The 15212-nt window shown below is 40.2% G+C and carries 15 protein-coding genes; 12 read left to right on the forward strand and 3 right to left on the reverse strand.

All coding sequences use genetic code 11. The features are described from left to right. The first annotated feature begins 1 nt into the window (after position 1). Together QWY93_RS04880 and QWY93_RS04885 are read left to right on the forward strand one after the other, a co-directional pair. Positions 2-2395, forward strand: coding sequence for a ribonucleoside-diphosphate reductase subunit alpha (locus QWY93_RS04880; RefSeq protein WP_290247054.1), 2394 nt, complete (start codon positions 2-4; stop codon positions 2393-2395). A gap of 610 nt (positions 2396-3005) precedes the next feature. Beyond that, complete coding sequence (locus QWY93_RS04885; RefSeq protein WP_290247055.1) at positions 3006-3617, forward strand: hypothetical protein; 612 nt, start codon at positions 3006-3008, stop codon at positions 3615-3617. A gap of 193 nt (positions 3618-3810) precedes the next feature. Here the strand turns inward: QWY93_RS04885 and QWY93_RS04890 are convergent, their stop codons facing one another. Next, entirely contained in the window at positions 3811-5607 is a 1797-nt protein-coding gene (locus QWY93_RS04890) for an ABC transporter ATP-binding protein (protein WP_290247056.1), read from the reverse strand. A 146-nt stretch (positions 5608-5753) separates the two neighbouring features. On the opposite strand from QWY93_RS04890, the gene QWY93_RS04895 reads away from it, so the two are divergent. From QWY93_RS04895 to coaE, 7 genes are all read left to right on the forward strand, one after another. After that, positions 5754-6854: a Glu/Leu/Phe/Val dehydrogenase dimerization domain-containing protein gene (locus tag QWY93_RS04895; RefSeq protein WP_290247057.1), complete on the forward strand. Its 1101-nt coding sequence runs from the start codon at positions 5754-5756 to the stop codon at positions 6852-6854. A gap of 158 nt (positions 6855-7012) precedes the next feature. After that, positions 7013-8197 (forward strand): transcription antitermination factor NusB, encoded by a 1185-nt coding sequence (gene nusB / locus QWY93_RS04900; RefSeq protein WP_290247058.1) that lies wholly within the window; start codon positions 7013-7015, stop codon positions 8195-8197. A gap of 13 nt (positions 8198-8210) precedes the next feature. After that, the gene (locus tag QWY93_RS04905; protein WP_290247059.1) at positions 8211-8513 is read left to right on the forward strand and encodes a YtxH domain-containing protein; all 303 of its coding nucleotides are present in this window, start codon (positions 8211-8213) and stop codon (positions 8511-8513) included. Positions 8514-8527: 14 nt separating this feature from the next. Beyond that, complete coding sequence (locus QWY93_RS04910; protein WP_290247060.1) at positions 8528-9064, forward strand: DUF1573 domain-containing protein; 537 nt, start codon at positions 8528-8530, stop codon at positions 9062-9064. Positions 9065-9066: 2 nt separating this feature from the next. Next, positions 9067-9387 (forward strand): preprotein translocase subunit YajC, encoded by a 321-nt coding sequence (gene yajC, locus QWY93_RS04915; RefSeq protein ID WP_290248825.1) that lies wholly within the window; start codon positions 9067-9069, stop codon positions 9385-9387. Between the two features lie 4 nt (positions 9388-9391). Continuing rightward, positions 9392-10360: a YbbR-like domain-containing protein gene (locus QWY93_RS04920; protein ID WP_290247061.1), complete on the forward strand. Its 969-nt coding sequence runs from the start codon at positions 9392-9394 to the stop codon at positions 10358-10360. Further along, positions 10353-10964 carry a dephospho-CoA kinase gene (coaE, locus tag QWY93_RS04925; protein WP_290247062.1) on the forward strand — a complete coding sequence of 204 codons (612 nt, stop codon included), beginning with the start codon at positions 10353-10355 and terminating at the stop codon, positions 10962-10964. The genes QWY93_RS04920 and coaE overlap by 8 nt, the downstream gene beginning before the upstream one ends. A 352-nt stretch (positions 10965-11316) precedes the next feature. On the opposite strand, the gene QWY93_RS04930 is transcribed toward coaE, so the two are convergent. Further along, positions 11317-11559 carry a hypothetical protein gene (locus QWY93_RS04930; RefSeq protein WP_290247063.1) on the reverse strand — a complete coding sequence of 81 codons (243 nt, stop codon included), beginning with the start codon at positions 11557-11559 and terminating at the stop codon, positions 11317-11319. Between the two features lie 220 nt (positions 11560-11779). Between QWY93_RS04930 and QWY93_RS04935 the strand changes: the two genes are divergently transcribed. From QWY93_RS04935 to atpC, 3 genes are all read left to right on the forward strand, one after another. Continuing rightward, positions 11780-12268, forward strand: a complete 489-nt coding sequence (locus QWY93_RS04935) for a C40 family peptidase (RefSeq protein WP_290247064.1) — start codon at positions 11780-11782, stop codon at positions 12266-12268. 306 nt (positions 12269-12574) lie between these two features. Next, positions 12575-14077 (forward strand): F0F1 ATP synthase subunit beta, encoded by a 1503-nt coding sequence (gene atpD, locus QWY93_RS04940; protein WP_290247065.1) that lies wholly within the window; start codon positions 12575-12577, stop codon positions 14075-14077. 99 nt (positions 14078-14176) lie between these two features. Beyond that, positions 14177-14422, forward strand: a complete 246-nt coding sequence (gene atpC / locus QWY93_RS04945; RefSeq protein WP_290247066.1) for an ATP synthase F1 subunit epsilon — start codon at positions 14177-14179, stop codon at positions 14420-14422. A 50-nt stretch (positions 14423-14472) separates the two neighbouring features. On the opposite strand, the gene QWY93_RS04950 is transcribed toward atpC, so the two are convergent. After that, positions 14473-15210 (reverse strand): MIP/aquaporin family protein, encoded by a 738-nt coding sequence (locus QWY93_RS04950; protein ID WP_290248826.1) that lies wholly within the window; start codon positions 15208-15210, stop codon positions 14473-14475. Positions 15211-15212 lie beyond the last annotated feature (2 nt).

The following is a 15212-nucleotide window of genomic DNA, read 5'->3' on the forward strand; positions in this document are numbered from 1 at the left end:
CATGTTAGTAATTAAAAGAGATGGCCGTAGAGAATCGGTAAGATTCGACAAAATCACATTAAGGATTGAAAACCTTTGTGATGGCCTGGATTCCCGTTATATCCAACCCATCGAGGTAGCTAAAAAGGTGATTGATGGTCTTTATGATGGTGTGACCACTTCCGAACTGGACAATCTGGCAGCGGAAGTATGTGCTTCTATGACCGTAAAGCACCCGGAATACGCCATTCTTGCTGCAAGGATCGCTATTTCCAATTTGCACAAGACTACAAGTAAGTCTTTCTCCAATACCATGAAGCGGCTTTACACTTATGTAAACCCAAAAACTGGAGACAATGCTGCTTTGATTGCCCCTGATGTATACGGAATCGTCAAAAAACATGCTGCCAGACTGGATGAGGTAATTGAATACTCCAGAGATTTTAATTATGATTTCTTCGGGTTCAAAACCTTGGAAAAAAGTTACCTGATCAAGCTTGATGATAAAGTGGTGGAAAGACCTCAACACATGCTCATGAGGGTTGCCATTGGAATTCACAAGGAAGATATCGATTCGGCCATCGAAACCTATAACTATCTTTCCGAAAAATGGTTTACCCATGCCACCCCTACTCTTTTCAATGCGGGTACGCCTAAACCTCAATTGTCTTCCTGCTTCTTACTCAACATGAAGGAGGATAGTATTGATGGTATTTATGATACCTTGAAGCAATGTGCTAAAATCTCCCAATCTGCAGGAGGCATTGGACTTTCCATACACCACGTTAGGGCAAAGGGCTCGTATATCCGTGGCACTAATGGGGTGTCCAATGGAATTGTACCTATGCTTAGAAATTTTGACATGACAGCCAGATATGTCGATCAGGGAGGTGGAAAAAGAAAGGGAAGTTTTGCCATTTACCTGGAGCCCTGGCATGCAGATATCAAGGATTTCCTTGAACTGAAAAAGAACCACGGAAAAGAAGAAATGCGTGCAAGGGATCTCTTTTATGCCCTCTGGATTTCAGACCTCTTTATGAAACGGGTAGAAGCCAATGAAGAATGGTCTCTTTTCTGCCCCAATGAAGCTCCAGGGCTTTCCGATTGCTATGGAGAGGAATTCGAAAAACTTTATGAAAAATACGAAAAGGAAGGAAGGGCGAGAGAAACGGTCAAGGCTCAGGAATTGTGGTTTGAGGTTTTAGAATCCCAGATCGAAACTGGCACCCCTTATATGCTTTATAAGGATGCTGCCAATAAAAAATCCAATCAGCAAAACCTGGGTACCATCAAGTCTTCCAACTTGTGTACCGAGATCATGGAGTACACCTCTTCTGATGAAGTGGCGGTATGTAACTTAGCTTCCATAGCGCTTCCTAAATTCGTACAGACTGATGGCCAGGGCAAAAAGTACTTTGACCACCAAAAACTGTATGAAATCACCAAGGTGGTCACCAAAAACCTGAATAAGGTCATCGACATCAACTACTACCCAGTAGAAGAGGCAAGAAGATCCAATTTCAGACACCGTCCTATTGGAATTGGGGTTCAAGGTTTGGCTGATGCTTTTATCATGCTGAGAATGCCTTTTGACTCTGAGGAAGCCAGAGGCCTGAACAAGGATATTTTTGAAACCATTTATTATGCATCCATGGAAACTTCCATGGAGCTGGCTAAAGTTCAAGGTACTTATGAAACTTATGAAGGCTCACCGGTTTCCAAAGGCCAATTCCAGTTTGACCTGTGGGGCGTATCTCCAAAATCAGGAAGATGGGCCTGGGATGAACTGAAACAAAAAGTATCCAAATATGGTGTCAGGAACTCCTTATTAGTAGCTCCTATGCCAACTGCATCCACCTCACAAATTTTGGGTAACAATGAGTGCTTTGAGCCTTATACTTCCAATATCTATACAAGAAGAACCCTTTCTGGAGAATTTGTAGTAGTCAACAAGCACCTGATGAAAGACTTGATCAGGCTTGGGCTTTGGAATGACAATATGAAAAACAGGTTGATTGCTGCCAATGGTTCTATCCAGGATTTCCCTGAGGTTCCTCAAAATATCAAAGACCTTTATAAAACTGTTTGGGAAATTTCCCAAAAGGTAGTCATCAATATGGCGGCTGACAGAGGTGCTTATATTTGTCAGTCCCAAAGTATGAACATCTTCATGCAGGAGCCTAACTTTGGTAAACTGACTTCCATGCATTTCTATGCTTGGAAAAAAGGGCTCAAAACCGGCATGTACTACTTGAGATCCAAAGCTGCAACCAGCGCCATTCAGTTTACGGTGGACAAGTCCAATCTGGAAAGCTCCGCACCACAACCTTCCGGAGAACAACAAAAATCCCAAAACCAGGATGCCATAGCTTGTTCTTTGGACAACCCAGATGACTGCGAAATGTGCGGAAGTTAAAATTATTAAATGATAGATTGTTTTATTGGAAAAAGTGCCTAAGCTGTTTGGGCACTTTTTTTATGCCCTTTCCTCCACCAATTAAATTCACAGCGGAATTTAAATTCATATCAACCAGAGAGTTAAATAACACATCTATTCTCCAAAAAAGGATCCTCCTTTACCTCTGGGGATTTAAATAATAAATCAAATTGGCCCCTTAGCCTACCATACAATATTTTTATCGATCCCAAGGATTAAAGAAAGGCACTCCTCAGGTTTAGTGAAAAGATTTTGGAGTAGAAAGCTGTGGGAATTTCATTTATTATGGCGATTGCAGGCCCTTTTCACCTCTCATATCCTGCCTCAAGCATAAAGTTAGTGCCATACCAAAGGCATCCCGATGGGGTAATTATACCCATGGGTTGAAGAGGGTAGTATCCTTAATTCATCATTAATTAACCGAATCCAGGTTAGGATAAAAAATCGCCACCAACCCATAATTATTTGAATACAAAAAAGTTAACTTAGATAAAAGTCAGGCAATTTCTTTTGCAAAGAAATTGCCTGAAATTAATTTTCCCAGATTAAATATTGAACTTAGCCCAACTCCTAATGGTTTAATCCCTATATGAAAAACAAAAAGTTACTTGTCCTCCCATTTTTTTTCCTGCTGATTACCTTTGGGCTTTCCTCAGCACAGGACACAACCAGGGTATTCAAACCATTTAAGGTCGATGTAGGTATCAACCTAACCTTTCCTTCAGATTCCAAACTGGCTGCGGGAGGAGGCTTATTTGTTGAGCCACGTTATGGCATTAACGACCAGTTCCACATCGGTTTAAACATAGCGAGTAATATCATTGGAGAAGGTGATTTTATTTTTAATAATACCGAGGCAACGATCAAAGCTCAGGCCATCAGTAATCTTTCATTTATTACTGAATACCATTTTAATAAGGAAAATGTAAGGCCCTTTCTTGGCTTTATGGCCGGCATGTACCGAAGAAGCGACTACGAGATCGTGGACAATGATGATGGTACAGTTATTACAAGAAGGAATAATTCAGTGCATTTTGGCCTGGCACCCCGAATAGGGCTTATAGCAGGTAAGTTCCGTTTAAATACTACTTACCACTTTACAGGAAAAAACATTACAGATTTCCTTAGTATTGGCATGGGAATACAATTTGGGGGTGGAAAAATAAACAAGCCCAAAAGGAATTATGAAAGCAATTGGTGATTGCTGTTATTATTTTGCATTCGAAGTAGTTGGTATTTGAGTTTTTTCCTGAAAAAACAAACTTTTAACCGCTCTTGGAGCACAAAACTCGGTTTAAATCTCTTGATAATAGAAACCTCCTTGCTTTTTTAACCCGGTTTCTAATGTTTATTTTTTGACACCCTTGTGGTTTGCAGTCACATTTCTGGGGCTATCAACCCACATCTGAGGATGTCTCTTTAGATTTGGTTTGTTTCTCGTAGAGTTCTGCATATACCCCTTTCTGGTCCATAAGCAAATCATGAGACCCTTCCTCCACTAATACTCCATCATCCAATACGATGATCTTATCAGCCAGTTTTGCTGATGAAACCCTGTGGGAAATAATGATGGATGTTCGACCTTCCATGATGTTTTTCAGGGCATTGAGAATTACATTTTCCGTTTTGGTATCCACCGCAGATAAACAGTCATCCAATAACAAAATTTTGGGGTTTTTAGCAATAGCGCGGGCAATGGAGACCCTTTGCTTTTGGCCACCGGATAAGGTAATCCCCCTTTCTCCCAATCTGGTTTCAAACCCTTTGGGGAAATCAAGAATATTCTGGTAAACATCAGCATCCTTCGCGGCTTTTTCCACGACCCCTTGGGGTATACCATCCAGTCCAAACCCAATATTATTAGCAATAGAGTCACTGAAAAGGAAAACATCTTGGGGGACATACCCTATTTGTTTTCTCAATAGTGAAATATTAAAAGACCTAATATCCTTGTTATCAATCAGGATTCTACCTTCCGATGCATCATACATTCTTGTCATTAAATTGGCAATGGTAGATTTACCCGATCCTGTGGTTCCAATGATCGCTAGGGATTGCCCTGCAGGAATGCTAAAACTGACATTTTTCAAGGCCTGGATACCAGAATCAGGATATTTGAATGATAAATTTTGAACTTCCACATCCCCAACCAATTCTTGTTCCAAATTATCTTTGCTGACAATGTCATTTTTCTCATCCAAAAACTCATTGATCCTGGCTTGGGAAGCAGCCGCCCTTTGGACAATACTGGTCACCCAACCCAAAGAAGTTACCGGCCAGGTAAGCATATTCACATAAAGAATAAATTCTGCGATCACTCCATATCCAATGGCTCCTTCTATAACTTGTATCCCTCCAACATAAACCGTAACAATGGTACTTACTCCAATAAGTCCCATTATCAAAGGGAAAAAAAGTGCCTGAACCCTGGTAAGGTCTATGGATTTATCCTTATAATCATCACTAGCTTTTTGAAAATCTTTTCCACTGTCATCCTCACGGACAAAGGCTTTCAATACCCTGATTCCTGAAAAAGATTCCTGAACAAAAGTACTCAATCCAGAAAGGCTTCTTTGAATTTTTTCTGATCGCACATTGATCAGGTTATTAACAAAATAAATACTCAAGGACAGTACTGGAAGCGGCAAAAGGGAATATATGGTCAATGGAACATTTACGGTTAACATGTACCCTATTACCAAAGGAAAAAGCACCACCAGGTTGATTCCATACATCATAGCAGGTCCAAAATACATCCTCACCCGGCTAACATCCTCGGTAATTCTGGCCATCAAATCCCCTGTGCTGTTCTTTCTATAAAAACTTAGGGGTAAATTTTGATAGTGATCAAAGATTTCATTTTTGAGGTCATATTCTATCAGACGGGACATCACTATGATGGTTTGCCGGATCAAAAAAAGGAAGAATCCTCGCAATAAGGCCATGGCCAGGATTAAAATCCCGAAAACAAAAATAAACTCCAGAAATGCTTCTTTGATGATTTCACTGGCTCCCCCATTTTCAAACATTTGGTAAAAACTGAAGCTTTCAACCACATAATCTATTGCCACTCGCACCAGCTGGGCAGGAACCATTACGAATATGTTGGAAATGATGGTAAACAGAATTCCCAACAACAGATATCCCTTATATTTATAGAGGTATTTATTTAATCTCCAAAGCGGACTCACAAAATAAAACTTTTTATTTCCCTTGTTTTCTTTTATAATAATCGTTTACTTAGTTAAGAGGCGGGGTTCAAAAGTATTTAATTCTGAACACTCCATTAACCAAATAAGGTGCCCAAATATAACATAATCTAATCGGCAAAGTTCATATGTTAGAGATTAAAACCAAGGAAAAAGTCCAGGAGGGATCCATATACGGCCAAATTACATCTTTGGGTCATGAACAATTGGTGATCTGTTATGATGAGGCTACTGGCCTGAAGGCCATAATTGGAATCCATAATACCGTTTTGGGACCTGCATTGGGAGGCACTCGGATGTGGCCCTACCAATCGGAATCAGAGGCTATTACAGATGTCCTGAGATTATCAAGAGGAATGACCTTTAAAGCAGCCATTTCAGGTTTGAATATTGGAGGAGGGAAAGCGGTAATTATAGGCCATCCCCGACAAAAAAATGAAGCTTTTCTTCGTCGTTTTGGGCGATTTATAGAAAGTTTGGGGGGCAGGTATACTACTGCAGAGGATGTCAATATGAACACCCGTGACATGGAATATATTGCCATGGAAACATCCCATGTTACCGGGCTTCCGGAAGTCAAGGGGGGAGGCGGTGACCCAAGTCCAGTGACCGCTTTTGGCACCTATTTAGGCATGAAAGCAGCTGCCAAAAAAGCCTTTGGCTCTGATTCCCTTTGCGGAAAAAAGATTGCAGTTCAGGGAGTAGGGCAGGTTGGAAGTCATTTGATCCAATACTTGGTCAAAGAAGATGCTAAAGTATTTGTTACGGATATCGATGAAGAAAGGCTTCAAAAAGTAGCCCAGAAAACAGGAGCCAAGACTGTCAGCTCAGAAGGTTTCTATGATATTGACATGGACATTTATGCCCCATGCGCCTTGGGAGCGACATTGAATGATGATACCTTAGAGAGACTCCAGTGTCAGGTGGTAGCTGGAGCTGCCAATAACCAACTGGACAGTGAGGAAAAACATGGAAAGCTTCTGCTCAAAAAAGGGATTCTCTATGCTCCTGATTTTTTGATCAATGCAGGTGGCCTGATCAATGTTTACGCAGAGTACCTGGGCAAATACAACAGGGATTTGGCTTACCAGCAGGCAGAAAAAATATACGACACCTGCCTGGCGATTCTTAACAAATCAGAAAAGGAAAAAATCCCCACCCAACAAGCTGCCATTGAGATTGCATGGAACAGAGTACAGCAAATCGGAAAGGTAAAACTTTCTCATTAGTTCAATAAAAGATTAAAAACCAAATGGAATGGAGCTTAAAATCCGTGCATTTGGTTTTTTTATTATATAACTTTGGGGCTGGAAAGCGGTGAAATCACCAAAACTTCTAACCATCGCTTAATTAATTCTAACAGAACGTTCTTTATATTCCGGCAATAATGTTAAACAGACGAATACTCCGAGTTAAGGCTTTTCAAAACCTATATGCATTCCAGCAATGTAAATCATCAAATTTAAACCTGGCAAAGGATTTCATACATGATTCCTTCCAGCCTGATTTGGATAGCATGGAAGTGCAGGATAAATCAAAACTTAAAGATGAGGCCAAAACAGCAGTAGCCCTGTTCTCAAAAAACCTGAACCATAAAGAATTAATAGCCTCAGGGGATCATTCCACCAAAATAAAATCCACTGCCATCAAGGCAGTAAATCTTTTTCACCAAAACAATCAAAAAGACCTGGAATTTCTTCGCAAAAACATGGTTTCTGCGGCAGAAAACATCCCTCATTTATATCTCAATGTAATCCAGATCCTAATTGGCTTTGCTGACCACGTAGGGAATGAATACGAAAAAAAGAGAAAATTAAATCAAGAAGCCATATCCGGCACTTCTGGTGAGCTCAACCTGGCCCAAAACCAAGTTTTGGACCTTATCCGGAAATCACCTGCCTTTACCAATGAAACTACCCGCCAACAGGCAAGTACTGAAGAACTGGAATTGGAAATTCAAGAATGGTACCGGGAATATGTTAAGCCATTTGAGCCGTATCAGCAATACATCCAATTGAACCAGCCCAGCCTGGAGCAAGACCTGGACATCCTCACTGATATCACTAAAAAGGTTCTCTTTAAGAACGAAGCCATTTTAAGTTATTTTGCTGAAAAAGACCTCAGTTGGTCCGAGAATAAGGCAGTTGTTCGAAGTTTGGCATTAAAAATGCTTAAAAATGCAAAGGAATGCAGCGGAGCAGAAGATTATGAACTACCTGAAATTGCGATAAACTGGGAAGAAGACAAGGAATTTTTCCAAAATATCTTTAATTTAACTATCGAAAACGATGAAGAAAACAGGAAATTAATTGCGGAAAAGACCAAAAATTGGGATATTGAACGGATAGCATCAACAGATAAAATCATTATTTCCATGGCCCTTGCCGAAATGACTTTTTTCCCGAGTATTCCTGTAAAAGTAACCATCAATGAGTATATTGACATTTCAAAAACTTACAGTACTCCAAAGAGTAAACAATTTGTCAATGGTCTCTTGGATGTTTTAGCAAAAGAGCTAACCGATCAAGGGAAAATCCGTAAGAGTGGCAGGGGTCTTTTAGATAACAAATAAATCGAATTTTATTATGAGCAAACAAAGTAATTCAATTTTAGCTTTTGTATTGGGCGCCGGAGTAGGCGCTGCATTTGGTGTTTTATTTGCGCCTGATTCTGGCAACAATACCAGGGATAGGTTATCCTACCAACTTTCAAGATATAAAAACGATTTGGAAGATTTGGTCAAAGATTTAGTGGAAGGGAAGGATCTTCCCATGAATGAAGCCAGATCAGAAGGCAAAAAGGTAATATCAGAAGCTAAAAGCAAAGCTGAAAACCTTTTGAGTGATGTAAATAAATTAATCGATCAAATCAACAAAGGGAAAAACTAACTGCATACCTACATATGAAGTATTTAAGTTTACCTGCAATCATCCTTGCAGGTTCTCTTTTTGTTATGGGCTGTGATAACAGCAAAAACAAAGAGAAAATCGAAGAGCTGGAGAAAAAGATCACCCAACTGGAAGAAAGTCAAAAAAGCCAGCCAGTCAACGTCCAAAGTGCAAAAAAAATCGACCCTGCTAATTTGGGGGAATTTAAATTTGAGGAAACGGTATTTGATTTCGGCACCATAAGCCAGGGAGACAAAATCCAGCATAATTTCAAATTCAAAAATATTGGCGAGGCACCTTTGGTGATTTCTAATATCCAAGCTTCATGTGGCTGTACCACCCCTGATTGGTCCAAGGAACCCGTAGCCCCCGGAGAGGAAGGGTATGTAAAAGTCAGCTTTAACTCTGCCTCAAAATCTGGTGCACAAAGTCCTATGGTGACCATTACGGCCAACACCTCCCCAAGCATTACAAGACTTAGACTAAAAGGAAACGTAAATACTAATACTAAAACCAACACAACCTCAGTAGAGGGACCCGTTAAAAAATAATGATGATTAATTCGATTTTATTACAAGCAAATGGTGCCGGTGGCACTGGAATTTTAGGCCAGGTATTCCTTTTTGGTTCGATCATATTAATTATGTACTTTTTTATGATCCGACCACAGCAAAAAAAACAAAAGGATGCCAAAAATTTCATTCAAAATATTAAAAAAGGAGATCAGGTTGTAACCATAGGTGGAATCCATGGAAAAATCAGCAGCATTGAAGGTGATGCTGTCATCCTTGAACTGGATAGAGGCATGAAAATAAAAGTAGAAAAATCTGCTATCTCCGCAGAATATTCCAAAAAATCCAGCGGAACAAAATAATGGAATGTTGAGTACCATACGGAATTACATTAAATCGCTTTCCAAACAGAAAACATCTGATATCAAAGTGGTGGCCCTTTGCGTTTTAGCAGCCACCACTTTTTGGGTTTTAAACGCCCTCAATAAGGACAACTATGTTTCTGTGGTCAATTACCCTATTGAATTCCAATACAATAAGGAAGAATTTATGGCTATTGAAAAGCTCCCAACCGAGGTACGTGTGGAAATCAATGGAGATGGCTGGGACATCCTCAGAAAGTATTTTAAGTTTAATGTGACTCCATTTACCATAGAATTGGGTAATCCAGCCAGCCAGAATTACCTTTTGGCTTCCACCATCAAAAGAAGCCTTGCAGAGGTATTGGCACCAACGAAACTCCAGGCTATCCTAACCGATACCTTAAAGTTTAACTTTGACCGGATTGTCTCAAAAGAAATCCAGATCACCCTGGACACTTCATCCACCCAATTGGCCCCTAATTTTAAGCTGGCTTCCCCCATTCATATCAACCCCAGTCAAATAGAAATATTAGGACCTTCCTCTATGCTGGAGGAGCTGGGTGACCGTATTTACATCCAATTGGACAAAGAATCAATTAGCCAAAACTTCGATGAAAATATCCCCATTATCTTCCCGGAAAACCTTAGGGATTATTTGACCACTAACCATGCCAGTGTTAGGGTAACATTTGACGTTGTGGAATTCCTAAAGGGAAACAAAAGACTGAAAATCAACCAAATAAACTTCCCTCCCAATGTTTCCTTGTTAAGGGAAGTCAATTCCGTTATTATGAATTACCGGGTTGACGAAAGAAGAGTTAGCGATCTCCAAGAGATTCAAATGGAAGGGATTTTGGATTATGACAATAGAAATAAAATGGACAGCACCATTTCTATTGAATTAAAAAACATCCCTGAATTCATCGAAGGCATTGAAATTGAACCCAATACTTTTAAATTGAAATATGACTAAAAACACCCCTATCCTGGTCGGCATTACCGGAGGAATTGGAGCAGGAAAGAGTACCGCTGCAAAAATTTTTAACACGTTAGGCATTCCCATTTATTACGCAGATGAAAGAGCCAAATGGTTGATGGAAAATGATAATAACTTAATTTCCGGCATCAAGAATGCATTTGGCAACAATTCCTATTTGGAAAACGGGAAGCTTAACAAACCTTTTTTGGCTGGAGAGGTTTTTTCAGATTTGGAAAAAACTAAAATCATCAATGACCTGGTACACCCAGCCGTGAAAAGAGATTTCCAAGATTGGGCTGCACAACAAAAAAGCCCCTATGTCCTTAAGGAAGCGGCTCTTTTATTTGAATCAGGTTCCTACAAGGAACTGGATAAGGTTATTCATGTCAGTTCTCCATTAAAAATCCGCATGAACAGAATACTATTCCGGGACCCGCACCGGACAGAGGAGCAGGTAAACGCCATCATTGACCGCCAATATGCTGATGAAAAGAAAAATAAAATGGCGGATTATATTATTCGAAATAAAGAAAATAAAATGCTGATCCCCCAGGTTTTGGACATCCATGAGAAGTTACTTTTAGAACTATCAGTTTAAAAGTAGTTATTAAATTTATTCCCAAAATATACTTACCTAATTTCGATTTCAACCCCTGATATTCTATTGCTTCAGGGGATTTGTTGAATCTACCTGAGGGCAGACAGGTCCTTGATTTAAAGAATTCCTAAAGCCTTAAGGGAGGAAGATAGGGGTCCCTGCCCTTTATTCTTTTCCCTATCATATCCCTGAAAATGGTGCGCAACGGTGCTCCAGAGTAATTCATTTCTAGCCCTTAGGCCACATCAATTTTTCAGATTTTGATTTTCTTCCTTCAATCCTGAATAAAAACAATTTGAATAGGGGATTTCAATCAAAATTAATTCTTGAAAATTCGTGGCTTCTAAAAACCCTAAATCTCCATATTGATCTGATCCAGGTAAAATTTCATCCTGGTATGGGCGTGGTTTAAAAAATCAATTTTATCGATTTTATCCAATTTGTGGTTATAAAAAACTTCTATGTATTCATTTTCCAGCAAGTAGAGATTTACTTTATGGCCATAGTATCTTATCCCTACCACAAAGGTTCCTTCTGTGTAGAGCTTATTGATTTTTTTATGCAAAGGTAATTTTATAAAATCTTCCCTAACCATTACTCTTCCTTTCCATTTCCCTGCTGACAACTAAGCCATTGCCAAAACCAAGTTATAAAACTATAAACCTAAAGCTATAACTTCAAATTTCCTGGTTTTATTATTTTCAAATAATTTTTATTCATCCAGCCCCCACAACTTTAGTTACGCAATCTTTGTGTTTAAATATTGATTCAATTCCATTACTTTGGTATAATTGATTCAAAATTCTTTCATTAAAATGCAATTAGGACTAGCACAACATTTTCGAAAATTTTTTATCCCCTTAATTCTTTTGGCTCTTATTGCATTAAGCTCTTGTTCTTCTTCCAAAAGAATTAGGAAAAGCCAAGCCAAACAGGTAGTTAAAACGGCCATGTCCTATCGGGGAACTCCCTATAGATATGGGGGTACCACTCGGTCAGGGTTGGATTGTTCAGCCCTTTTGTACCTTTCCTTCCAAAGTATCGGGGTAAGCTTACCAAGAACTTCAGCAGCACAAAGCAAAGTGGGGAAAAAAGTTTCCATTAAAAAATTGGAAGAAGGGGATGTGGTGTTTTTTGCCACAGGAAGAAGAAAAAACAGGGTCACCCATGCTGGAATAATCACGGAGGCCAATAAAAAAAGGACTCAGTTTATACATTCCAGCTCCTCATTGGGAGTAACGGAGGACAACCTGTTTTCCACCTATTGGTTCAATAAACTGGTTAGGGCCAGAAGAATATTCTAGAAAATATTGTTGTCAATTTGTCGGAAAAATAATGTTTTCAACAATCCATTGAAAAGCAGGTAAAGACTTTAGGAAGTAGCCAATAAAAAGTGCCTTAATAGGAGGAAAAGGAAAAATACAAAACAATTCACTGGCGGTTAAAATCCGGAGAAACAGGATATCTCTTGAAAACTTCCTTTTTTATTTATAAAAAATTGACCTAAAGTGGATTAATTTTTAAAACATACTTTGGTATTAAGCATTATTAGTTAATTTTGCAGTCGAATAACAGAAACGCACAAATTCCTTTTACATTAACATATAAAAATGGCGAATACTGGTAAGATAACTCAGGTAATTGGTCCCGTAGTGGATATCTCCTTCGAAGGGGGGAAATTACCGAATATCCTGGACGCACTAGAAATCACTAAGGAAACCGGCCAAAAGGTAGTTCTGGAGGTCCAGCAACACCTTGGTGAAGACAGAGTAAGAACAATCGCAATGGATTCCTCTGAAGGAATGATGAGAGGTATGGAAGTTACCGACTTGGGTACTCCTATATCTGTTCCCACTGGAGAGGGAATCAAAGGGCGTTTGTTCAATGTGGTAGGGGATACAATTGACGGCCTTCCCCAAGTGGAATCGCAAAGTAAACTTCCTATCCACCGATCTGCTCCTAAATTTGAAGATCTTTCCACTTCCCAAGAAGTGCTTTTTACAGGGATCAAAGTTATCGACCTTATCGAACCTTATGCCAAAGGGGGTAAAATTGGTCTCTTTGGTGGTGCCGGTGTAGGTAAAACCGTATTGATCCAGGAGTTGATCAACAATATCGCCAAAGCATATTCTGGTCTTTCTGTATTTGCAGGGGTTGGAGAAAGAACCCGTGAAGGAAATGACCTTCTTAGAGAGATGATCGAGTCAGGCATTGTAACTTACGGTGATGACTTCCTAGAATCCCTTGAAAAAGAAGGGGGATGGGATCTTTCTAAAGTGGACCTCAATAAATTAAAAGATTCAAAAGCAACATTCGTATTCGGTCAGATGAATGAGCCTCCTGGTGCCCGTGCCAGAGTCGCCCTGACCGGTCTTACACTTGCTGAATATTACCGTGATGGTGAAGGAGAAGGCGCCGGTAAAGATATCCTATTCTTTATCGATAACATCTTCCGATTTACTCAGGCAGGTTCTGAGGTATCCGCCCTTCTTGGACGTATGCCTTCAGCTGTGGGTTACCAGCCAACTTTGGCCACTGAAATGGGTGCCATGCAGGAGCGAATCACTTCTACCAAGAATGGTTCCATTACTTCCGTACAGGCCGTTTACGTACCTGCGGATGACTTGACTGACCCAGCCCCGGCAACCACCTTTGCCCACTTGGATGCTACTACAGTACTTTCCCGTAAAATTGCCGAATTGGGTATTTACCCTGCAGTGGATCCTTTGGATTCTACTTCCAGAATCCTTGAGCCAGGAATCCTGGGCAATGAGCACTATGACTGTGCGACAAGGGTAAAAGAATTACTTCAGCGATATAAAGAACTTCAGGATATCATTGCCATCTTGGGTATGGAAGAATTGTCTGAAGAAGATAAATTGGTTGTTCACCGTGCCAGAAGGGTGCAGAGATTCCTTTCTCAGCCTTTCCACGTTGCTGAACAGTTTACCGGTCTGAAAGGTGTATTGGTGGATATCAAAGACACCATCAAAGGCTTTAACATGATCATGGACGGTGAACTGGATCACCTCCCTGAAGCCGCTTTCAACTTGGTGGGTAACATTGATGATGCTATCGCCAAAGGAGAAAAAATGCTTGCAGAAGTTAAATAAACTAATTTCCTCATTCCTTATGAGGAAAATAAATCTCAACACTTTTCAGCTCCAACAGGAGAAAGAGTGTTGGGATTTTAACACTAAATACGCATCAAAATGCATCTAGAAATAATCACACCGGATAAAAAGGTATTCCGAGGAGAAGTTTCCGAAGCAAGCTTTCCTGGGGCTTCTGGTGCTTTTCAGGTATTGAAAAATCACGCCCCGCTTATAGCTGTGCTGGACAAAGGCTTGGTATCCTTCCAAACCCACGATGAGAAAAAATCCATGACAGTTGATGGAGGTGTTGTTGAAGTAAGAGATAACGAGATTATCCTATTGGCCGAAAAAGTCTTGGATTAATCTTTTCTCAAAAGAACATACTTAAGCGAACCCTAACCGGTTCGCTTTTTTTATTTGGACCCCAGGGTTAAATACAGTAATGCCGCCAAAGAGGCTCCTGCAAATGGGCCTAAAACTGGAACCCAACTGTATTCCCAATCACTACTCCCCTTACCTTTAATTGGCAGGATTTGATGCATTAACCTGGGGCCAAAATCCCTGGCTGGGTTTATGGCATAACCAGTAGTCCCTCCTAAAGACAAACCTATTACCCAAACCAACAAGGCAACTGGCAAAGCCCCAAGAGAACCCAAACCAATGGGCGTGTTATGTTCATCGGCCAAAGAAGCTTCTGTTGAATAGAGGATCACAAAAATCAACACAAAAGTACCAATCACCTCAGATAAAAAATTAGCCCAGTAATTCCTAATGGCTGGCATGGTGGCAAAGGGGACAAATTTTAAAACAGGGTCATCTGTTTCCTTGAAATGGTCCCAATAAACCAGCCAAGCCAAAAATGACCCAAATCCTGCTCCCAAGACTTGGGCAAGGATATAACCTGGCACCAATTCCCAGCTGAAAACCCCGGCCAATGCCAAACCCAGACTCACTGCTGGATTGATATGGGCACCACTATAAGGCCCAGACACAACAACAGCAATAAATACCGATAATGCCCACCCCGTTGTAATGACAATCCAACCACTGGATTTTCCTTTGGTTTTGTTCAACACCACATTGGCAACCACCCCTGATCCAAGAGTCAGCAACAAAGCGGTACCAATAAATTCTGCGATATAAACATTCATCA

It is taken from the genome of Echinicola jeungdonensis (assembly GCF_030409905.1).
Lineage (GTDB): Bacteria > Bacteroidota > Bacteroidia > Cytophagales > Cyclobacteriaceae > Echinicola > Echinicola jeungdonensis.

Excerpts from the sequence above, each read along its gene's own strand:
- nusB (WP_290247058.1), top strand. The coding sequence starts at position 7,013 with ATGTTAAACAGACGAATACTCCGAGTTAAGGCTTTTCAAAACCTATAT.
- QWY93_RS04885 (WP_290247055.1), top strand. The coding sequence starts at position 3,006 with ATGAAAAACAAAAAGTTACTTGTCCTCCCATTTTTTTTCCTGCTGATT.
- coaE (WP_290247062.1), top strand. The coding sequence starts at position 10,353 with ATGACTAAAAACACCCCTATCCTGGTCGGCATTACCGGAGGAATTGGA.
- atpD (WP_290247065.1), top strand. The coding sequence starts at position 12,575 with ATGGCGAATACTGGTAAGATAACTCAGGTAATTGGTCCCGTAGTGGAT.
- QWY93_RS04880 (WP_290247054.1), top strand. The coding sequence starts at position 2 with ATGTTAGTAATTAAAAGAGATGGCCGTAGAGAATCGGTAAGATTCGAC.
- QWY93_RS04910 (WP_290247060.1), top strand. The coding sequence starts at position 8,528 with ATGAAGTATTTAAGTTTACCTGCAATCATCCTTGCAGGTTCTCTTTTT.
- QWY93_RS04930 (WP_290247063.1), bottom strand. The coding sequence starts at position 11,559 with ATGGTTAGGGAAGATTTTATAAAATTACCTTTGCATAAAAAAATCAAT.
- QWY93_RS04935 (WP_290247064.1), top strand. The coding sequence starts at position 11,780 with ATGCAATTAGGACTAGCACAACATTTTCGAAAATTTTTTATCCCCTTA.
- QWY93_RS04950 (WP_290248826.1), bottom strand. The coding sequence starts at position 15,210 with ATGAATGTTTATATCGCAGAATTTATTGGTACCGCTTTGTTGCTGACT.
- QWY93_RS04920 (WP_290247061.1), top strand. The coding sequence starts at position 9,392 with ATGTTGAGTACCATACGGAATTACATTAAATCGCTTTCCAAACAGAAA.
- QWY93_RS04905 (WP_290247059.1), top strand. The coding sequence starts at position 8,211 with ATGAGCAAACAAAGTAATTCAATTTTAGCTTTTGTATTGGGCGCCGGA.
- yajC (WP_290248825.1), top strand. The coding sequence starts at position 9,067 with ATGATTAATTCGATTTTATTACAAGCAAATGGTGCCGGTGGCACTGGA.
- QWY93_RS04895 (WP_290247057.1), top strand. The coding sequence starts at position 5,754 with ATGTTAGAGATTAAAACCAAGGAAAAAGTCCAGGAGGGATCCATATAC.
- atpC (WP_290247066.1), top strand. The coding sequence starts at position 14,177 with ATGCATCTAGAAATAATCACACCGGATAAAAAGGTATTCCGAGGAGAA.